Genomic DNA, 8,154 nt, shown 5'->3' with positions numbered 1-8,154 from the left:
TGTACAAGGGCGATGTACTCGCCGGCACGCCCAAAGTATTTGCCCAAATGGTGGCCTTGCTGAGCCCGTTCGCAAAAAAATAAGCAAGCTGCTGTAAACAAATAAAAAGTATCTGCATGCCAAGCGGCAGGCAGATACTTTTTTCATTTTGCTAGCCACAGTGGCCGGCAGCCAACTATCCTGCGGCATGCGCCCACTGCTGTTATACTGCCCGCACGCGGCACCTCTCCAGTCACCTGCCGCCGTCTCACGACGTCATTCCCCCAATCCGTTTGCCTGCGACTGGCGCCCTTTGCGGCGACAGGCCGATATTTTCTACTGAGTCTTCATGTCCTTTACCAACCTCGGCCTGGCCGATGGAATTGTGCGCGCCGTTACCGAAAACGGTTACACGACCCCTACCCCTATACAAGCACAGGCGATTCCTGCCGTGCTCGCCGGCGGCGATTTGCTGGCCGGTGCACAAACCGGCACCGGCAAGACCGCCGGCTTTACGCTGCCTATCCTGCATCGCCTGGCTACCAGCGGCACGCCGCATGCATCGGCAACTGCAGCGCGCCCTATCCGCGCACTGATCCTGACACCGACCCGCGAACTGGCGGCACAAGTCGAGGAAAGCGTACGCACCTACGGTAAGTACCTGAATCTGTCCTCGGCCGTGATCTTCGGCGGCGTCGGCATCAATCCTCAAATCAAGCTCTTGAAGCATGGCGTTGATATCCTGGTCGCCACACCCGGCCGCTTGCTCGACCATATGCAGCAAGGCACCGTCAATCTGAGCAAGGTCGAAATCCTGGTGCTCGATGAAGCCGATCGCATGCTCGACATGGGCTTCATCAAGGACATACGCCGCGTACTCGCAGTGCTGCCGAAGAATCGCCAAAACCTGCTGTTCTCGGCCACCTTCTCTAACGAGATCAAGGCGCTGGCCGATGGCTTGCTGAATTCACCGGCGATGATAGAAGTGGCTCGCCGCAACTCGACGGTCGAAGTCATCGAACAGAAAATCCATCCGGTCGATCGCGACAAGAAGCATCCTATGCTCGCGCACCTGATCAAGACCAACAACTGGTCGCAAGTGCTGGTCTTTACCCGCACCAAGCACGGCGCCAACAAGCTGGTGGAACAACTGGAAAAAGATGGCATCAGCGGCATGGCGATCCACGGCAACAAGAGCCAGTCGGCGCGTACCCGTGCACTGAGCGAATTCAAGGATGGCAGCCTGCAAGTACTGGTCGCCACCGATATCGCCGCGCGCGGCATCGACATCGACCAGTTGCCGCACGTCGTCAACTATGACTTGCCAAACGTACCGGAAGATTATGTGCATCGCATCGGCCGTACCGGCCGCGCCGGCGCCACCGGTGAAGCAGTGTCGCTGGTCTGCGTCGATGAACTCGAGATGCTAAAAGACATCGAAAAGCTGATCAAGCGCAAATTGCCGTCGGAAGTCATTCCCGGTTTTGAACCTGACCTGAATGCCAAGCCGCAAGCTATCCAGCGCCGCAGCAACGACGCACCCAGCCGCAGACCGCAACAGGGGCAGGGACGCAATGCGCCAGCCAAATCCGGCGGCGCACCAGCAAAACCGAACGGCCCCTCGCGCAGCTTCGGCGGCAACTCCACCGCACGTCCTGCTGCACCGCATCGCTCAGGCGGCAGAGGCCGATAAAAAATGCGCGGCAGGTTTTACGATCTGCCGCGATATTTTTATCAGCGCCCATCACAAATCAGGCAGGCGACCACGGTCGTCTGTTTTGATCATCCATGCAGCGAGCAAAGATCCTCCTGCCGCAGCTCGCATTTCATTCCCGTTTTTGAGTAATCTACAAAGACAATAAATTTCCCATCGGAAATGTTTTTGATCAATGTATTTCTACCGGGAAATATCCGCCAAAATTTGCAACATAAAACCGCAATGAACTGCAATGAAATTTATCATTCATTGCCGAGAATAAACTTGTGCTATACCATCGGGCACGTTCTATAGACTTGCTTTCTTCGCCCATGAAAGCAAAAAATTTCGCATAAGAATTGCCGATAAGACACATGACTGCTTATGCCCTCCAGTTTGAGAACATCGTCAAGCGCTATGAGAAAAAAGTGGTTCTCAAGGGCATAGATCTGAACATCGTGCGCGGTGAATTTTTCGGCCTGGTAGGCATGAATGGCGCCGGCAAAACCACCCTGATCAAATGCCTGCTTGATTTTTGTGCAGCCGATGCCGGCAGCATAAAAATCTTTGGCAACAGCAACCGTCTGCCCCAATCGCGTGCGCCATTGACCTTCCTGCCGGAACGCTTCATGCCGCCCTACTATCTGACAGGGGCGGATTTTCTTAAATACACATTGAAACTGCAGTCACTGCCTTACCAGGAAGCGGCGGCGGCGGCCATGCTGCAGGCGCTCGATCTCGATGTTTCGGCGCTGGTGAAACCAGTACGCTCCTATTCCAAAGGGATGACGCAAAAACTGGGACTGGCTTCCTGTTTTTTGGCGGACAAGGATCTGTACATACTGGATGAACCGATGAGCGGTCTGGATCCCAAGGCACGCTCCTTGCTCAAGGCAGGTTTGCAAAAGTTGCGCACGCGGGATTGCACGCTCTTCTTCAGTTCGCACGCATTGGCCGACGTCGAGGAAATCTGCGACCGCATGGCCATACTGCATGAAGGCCTGCTGCGTTTTGTCGGATCGCCGGCTGAATGCAAACAGCAATTTGCATCGACAACACTGGAACAAGCCTATATGAAGTGCATCAGCATACAATGAAGATGCACCGTTTTTACTTGAATGCCTATCCGGTTAACGCCGTCTAGATCTTCCCCCGGCCCATAGGCAAGCATATGTACCTGTCTCATTTCGGACTCAACCAGGCGCCTTTCGCCATCACGCCCAATCCGCATTTTTTTTATGCCGGCAATAAACGCGGCGCCATACTTGAGGCCTTGATTTACGCTGTGATGCACGGCGAAGGCATCATCAAGGTGACCGGTGAAGTCGGCAGCGGGAAAACCATGTTGTGCCGCATCCTTGATGGCATGCTGCCACCCAACATAGAAGTCATCTATCTGGTCAATCCAACCCTGAACCGGGATGAAGTCATCTATGCAATAGCCGGCGAACTCGGTCTGGCCACAGAAGGATTGCGTGCCGATGAAGTCATCCGCCTGCTGCAGAGCGACTTGATTGCCAAGCACGTTGCAGGCAACCAGGTGGTGCTGCTGGTAGAAGAAGCGCAAGCCATGCCGCTGGATACGCTGGAAGAAATCAGGCTGTTCTCGAATCTGGAAACCGCACATCACAAGCTCTTGCAAATCGTGCTCTTTGGGCAACCCGAACTGGATGAAAACCTGAGCCTGCCGCGCATGCGGCAACTCAAGGAACGCATCACCCACAGCTTCAAGGTGCCGCCGCTGGCCCCGGCGCTGCTGCCGGAATTCCTGATGTTCCGCATGCGCGCTGCCGGTTACCACGGCCCCGATATTTTTACCAAGGGCGCACTCAAGCTGATGGCGTCGGTATCCGAAGGCATCATACGGCGCATCAGCATCCTGGCCGATAAATCCCTGCTGGCGGCGTTCGCTGACAATACCCATACGATACAAGCCAAGCACGTCAGGGCAGCGATAGAAGATAGCGAATTTTCCAACACACCACGAACCAGACGCCGCGCCATATTGCTGGTGGGAGCTATCCTGCTGGCAGCGGTAGCAGCAGCTGGCAGCTGGTTCGCGCTGCATAAAAAACCCACGCCGGCAGCCCAACCAGCAGTCGCGGTCAGTCCGCAGGCAATTCGCCCCACGGCACTGATTCCGACTGTCGGGCCAAGCGATGCGGGCACCGCCCGTCCTGCTCCCGCCGTCGCTGCGACTGTTGCACCCATTGCCGCAGCAGCAGCTGCAATACCGGCGGCAGCGCCAGCTGAGCCGACGCCTGCGTTACCCGCCAGTGCAGCACGCATCGTTGATCCAGCCATACAGCAAGTACTGAAGGTATCCGGCGCATGGCTGACTAGCCAGGCGCCACAACATTACAGCCTGCAACTTGCATTGATAGAAAACGACGCGAGCCAGCTCCATCGCTATTTGCGCAAAATCCAGATGCAAATGGATCCGCAACAAATACATGTTTATCCAACGCGCATAGGCGAACAAGCGCGATTCGGGATTTTGTATGGCAGTTTCAGCAGCCGCGCGGAAGCCGTACAGATGCAGAAAAAACTTGCCGGAATACATGATCATCAGCCGCAGCTACGCACGATGGCAGGCATAAAAGCCGAGATCAAACGCACCAAGAGCAGCGATCTATTGTCAACTTCGCAGATTTAACAATTTGCAATAGTTGAAAAACAGCAATCTGACTTAGAATCCCCCAAAGCAATCTGCTTACTATGACGGACCCGATGATAAAAGCTGCCCTTACTCTTACCGCCTGCATCTTGCTCAGCGCTTGCGGCACCCGCGCGATAGCGCCTTCGGCCGGACATTTGCGCGACACGCCCAAAGCCATTGGCAACATCCCTGATCCAGTCCGGCAAAGCGCTGTACTGACGCCGCCCAAACCGACGGCCAAGCTGGAAACTTTCAGCGTAACGGTCTACAACGTGCCGGTACAGTCGCTGCTGTTCGCGCTCGCCCGCGACGCCAAACTCAATGTCGATGTACATCCCGGGATAGAAGGTAATGTCACGCTGAATGCGATCAATCAAACCTTGCCGCAACTGCTGACACGCATCAGCCAGCAAATCGACATGCGTTTTGAAATCAGCGGACCGAACCTGATCGTGACGCCCGACACGCCATTCCTGCGCAATTACAAAATCGACTACGTCAACATTGCGCGCAATTCCGAAAGCAAAATCAGTATCGCCACGCAGATTTCATCGGCTGGTGGCAGTGTCGTCGGTGCCGCAGGCGGCTCGGGAGACAACAATTCAACGACTTCCGTAACCAATACCTCCAACAACAGGTTCTGGGAAACCCTGGTGCAAAACATCAAGGATACCCTGCACGAAACGGACAAAACCTTCCCGGAAAATACCGATGGCGCCGCCGCGGTTGCAGAGCCTGCAGCAGTTGCCGGCAAGGCTGCTACTGCCGCAGCACCGCGCACCCCCAAGTTCAGGGAAGCCGCATCGGTCATTGCCAATCCGGAAGCCAGCCTGATTGCGGTACGCGCGACCAGCCGCCAGCATGACAAGTTGCAGGAATTCCTTGATGTCGTGATGAACAGCGCCAAGCGCCAGGTGTTGATAGAAGCAACCGTGATCGAAGTGCAGCTCAACGAAAACTATCAGCAAGGGATCAATTGGTCGAGCTTGCGCAATACGGCTCCCGGTGAAGGATTCAACTTCGCGCAAGGAAAAATCGGAACCACGCCATTACCCACAGGCATATCGCCCGGCATTACCCCGGGCATATTTGCGATGAGCTATATCAATCCGACCTCTGCACTCGGCAATCTGTCAGCAGCGATTTCGCTGCTTGAATCATTCGGCAAGGTAAAAGTCTTGTCCAGCCCGAAGATCAGCGTATTGAACAACCAGACTGCCTTGCTGAAGGTGGTCGATAATGAAGTCTACTTCCTCATTACCGCGACCACCACGCAAGGTACGGTGGGCGTAGCCGCCACCTCCGTCTACACATCCGAATTGCGTACGGTGCCGGTCGGATTCGTGATGAGCGTGACACCGCAAATTGCCGAGTCGGACGAAGTATCGATCAGCGTGCGACCGAGTATTTCGCGCATCATCGGCTATGTACAAGATCCAAACCCGGCACTTGCCGCCGCTTCCGTCGTCAGCCGGGTACCGGTCATCCAGACGCGCGAGATGGAATCGATCCTGAAGGTGGCGAGCGGCCAGATTGCTGTCATGGGCGGCCTGATGCAGGATTCGATCGACAATCAAAAAGACGGCATCCCCCTGCTTGGCCGCATTCCGGTCTTTGGTGATGCATTCAACTATCGCAATGAAAGCACGAAAAAATCCGAACTGGTCATCTTCATGCGACCAGTCGTTGTGAAAAATGCGAGCATCACTGGCGATTACAAGGATTACCGTTCTTTCCTGCCTGACAACGAACCGCTCAACAAACAGCCTTACACTGAATCGTCGCCGATCTCGGCAGAAAAAACAGGAGCATCCGGTTCATGAGCCTGTTAATGCAAGCGCTGAAAAAAGCAGAAAATGCCAAGCAAAAACAAGGCGAGGCAGAAAGCGCCGCGACGACTGCACAAGAGGCATTGGCGCCATCGTCTGGCCTGGAATCGCTGACGCTGCAGCCGCAGGAATTTTCACCGCAGGAGCTTGCAGATCAGGCTTCAGCCGCTGCGCCAGACGCCGAGCAGGCAGCAGACTCGGCGACTGCCGTGAATGACTATTTTTCCGCAAGCATCGCAAGGCCGCATGAGCAGACGGCGGCACAGCAGCAGGCACAACTGGAAGCTGATTCGGGACTGACGCCCAAACCGCGCAGCGAACCATCCGCTGCATCGAGCACTGCCGCCGCCGAACTGCGCCAGACTACGCAAGCCGCATCAGCACGCGAAGATGATACGCACGGCAAGCTCAAGATCGGCCTCGATCAAAAGCAAAGCGCGGCGATAGAAGCAAAGAAAAAACTGGCCGCACGCAATGCCGCCAAATCCGTTTTTGACGCCAAACAAAAGTCACCAAATCGCAGGGCGATCATGATTGCGCTGTTTGGCGTGATCGTCCTTTGCGGCGTGGGCGCATACGGCTACATGAACCTCATCGGTACGACCTCAAACGTGATTGCCGTCGCGCCGCCGGTTCCAGAGCCGGTCGCACCGCTTGCCGCCTTGCCGCCCGATACTGTTGCAACTGATGTTGCAACTGATGCTGCAACTGCTGCTGCAGCTGTCGACAGCGCCAGCATCATTACCGAACCCGCCCCAGCCGTGGCGTCGGCAAGCGCGGTCACGGCAACCCCTGCATTGCCGACAGCGCCACTGGAACGCAGCACAGCGCAACCGCTGGCGCCGCAAGCTGTCAGCCATCCGATTGTGACAGCGACGGCGCCAGCTGCCTTGCGGCCACTGCCATCGGCACAACCGCCCTTGTCCAGCATGTCGTCGCAAAGCGAGGCTATTCAGATTCGCCGCACCAATGCATCGTTGCAGCTCAATCCCTCGCTATCGGGCGCGTATCAGGCATACACGGCCGGCGATCTGGTTTCGGCAAACTCCCAATACCAGCGTGTGCTCCAGCAAGAACCGAATAATCGTGACGCCTTGTTTGGCATCGCCGCCATCGCCATCAACCGCGGGCAAAATGCACAGGCCGGATCGTTCTACAACCGCTTGCTGGAACTCGACCCGAATGATGCAGAAGCCGCAGCGGGACTGGCCAGCCTGGACCAGAACGATCCCTCGCGCGCCGAAAGCCGCCTGAAGAAAATTCTCGCGCAAAGTCCGAATTCAGGTTCGGCGCTATTCGCACTCGGCAATGTGTATGCGCAACAGATGCGCTGGCCGGAAGCGCAACAGTTTTATTTCCGCGCCTTCGGCGCCACGCCCGGCAATGCCGACTATGCCTACAATCTGGCAGTCAGCCTGGATAAATTGAATCAGGGGCAACTGGCTCTGGACTATTATCAGCGCGCCCTGCAACTGTCGCAAAAAAACGGCGGCAATCTGGACCAGACCAGCGTCACCAATCGCATACATGCATTGCAGTCTGTGCCGCGCTCATGAACGCACCCACCGACGCGCTGCACGACATGCAGCGATTCCTGACAAATATCTGATGAAAAGCAGGCGCTCCAACCATGGCTGAAAAACCAAAACTGCCGCTAGGTACACTGCTTATCCAGAAAGGGGTGATCAGCGACGATCAGCTGCGCATCGCATTGATAGAACAGCGCCAAAGCGGTATGCCACTGGGGAAAATGCTGATCAATCTGGGCTTTGTGACCGAAGCCACAGTGCGCGAAGCCCTGAGTGAAAATCTCAACCAGCAAAGCACCGACCTGTCCCGCATCTCGGTCGATGCAAGCGCCATCAAGCTGATCCCGAAGGATGTCGCCAAGCGCTACCGGGTATTCCCCATGGTGTTCGACAAGGCACAGCGTACGTTGATGCTGGCGATGGCCGATACCAGCAACATCATCGCGCTGGATCAGATCAACG

At 56.0% G+C, this 8,154-nt stretch carries 5 protein-coding genes and 1 pseudogene; all 6 read left to right on the top strand.

Features of this window, described 5'->3' with window-relative positions; translation table 11 throughout:
* Nucleotides 1-328: 328 nt before the first annotated feature.
* Nucleotides 329-1,672 carry a DEAD/DEAH box helicase gene (locus Q7T06_RS11680; protein ID WP_304784849.1) on the top strand — a complete coding sequence of 448 codons (1,344 nt, stop codon included), beginning with the start codon at nt 329-331 and terminating at the stop codon, nt 1,670-1,672.
* A gap of 377 nt (nt 1,673-2,049) precedes the next feature.
* A complete protein-coding gene (locus Q7T06_RS11675; RefSeq protein ID WP_304784847.1) occupies nt 2,050-2,772 on the top strand; it encodes an ABC transporter ATP-binding protein in 723 nt (240 codons plus the stop codon).
* A gap of 74 nt (nt 2,773-2,846) precedes the next feature.
* Nucleotides 2,847-4,331 carry an AAA family ATPase gene (locus tag Q7T06_RS11670; RefSeq protein ID WP_304784845.1) on the top strand — a complete coding sequence of 495 codons (1,485 nt, stop codon included), beginning with the start codon at nt 2,847-2,849 and terminating at the stop codon, nt 4,329-4,331.
* A gap of 110 nt (nt 4,332-4,441) precedes the next feature.
* Nucleotides 4,442-6,157 carry a pilus (MSHA type) biogenesis protein MshL gene (gene mshL, locus Q7T06_RS11665; protein WP_304784843.1) on the top strand — a complete coding sequence of 572 codons (1,716 nt, stop codon included), beginning with the start codon at nt 4,442-4,444 and terminating at the stop codon, nt 6,155-6,157.
* A complete protein-coding gene (locus Q7T06_RS11660; protein ID WP_304784841.1) occupies nt 6,154-7,719 on the top strand; it encodes a lipopolysaccharide assembly protein LapB in 1,566 nt (521 codons plus the stop codon). Before mshL ends, Q7T06_RS11660 begins: the two co-directional genes overlap by 4 nt.
* Nucleotides 7,720-7,793: 74 nt before the next feature.
* Nucleotides 7,794-8,154 (top strand): annotated as a pseudogene (locus tag Q7T06_RS11655) (secretion system protein E); the annotation flags it as partial.

Source organism: Herminiimonas sp., from assembly GCF_030645555.1.
Lineage (GTDB): Bacteria > Pseudomonadota > Gammaproteobacteria > Burkholderiales > Burkholderiaceae_D > Oxalicibacterium.
The sequence above is the reverse complement of the archived record's forward strand: the minus strand, read 5'-3'. Positions and strand labels throughout refer to the sequence as shown.

Bases quoted from the DNA above. Each gene is read 5' to 3' on its own strand.
- Q7T06_RS11670 (WP_304784845.1), top strand. From the start codon at position 2,847: ATGTACCTGTCTCATTTCGGACTCAACCAGGCGCCTTTCGCCATCACG.
- Q7T06_RS11680 (WP_304784849.1), top strand. From the start codon at position 329: ATGTCCTTTACCAACCTCGGCCTGGCCGATGGAATTGTGCGCGCCGTT.
- Q7T06_RS11660 (WP_304784841.1), top strand. From the start codon at position 6,154: ATGAGCCTGTTAATGCAAGCGCTGAAAAAAGCAGAAAATGCCAAGCAA.
- Q7T06_RS11675 (WP_304784847.1), top strand. From the start codon at position 2,050: ATGACTGCTTATGCCCTCCAGTTTGAGAACATCGTCAAGCGCTATGAG.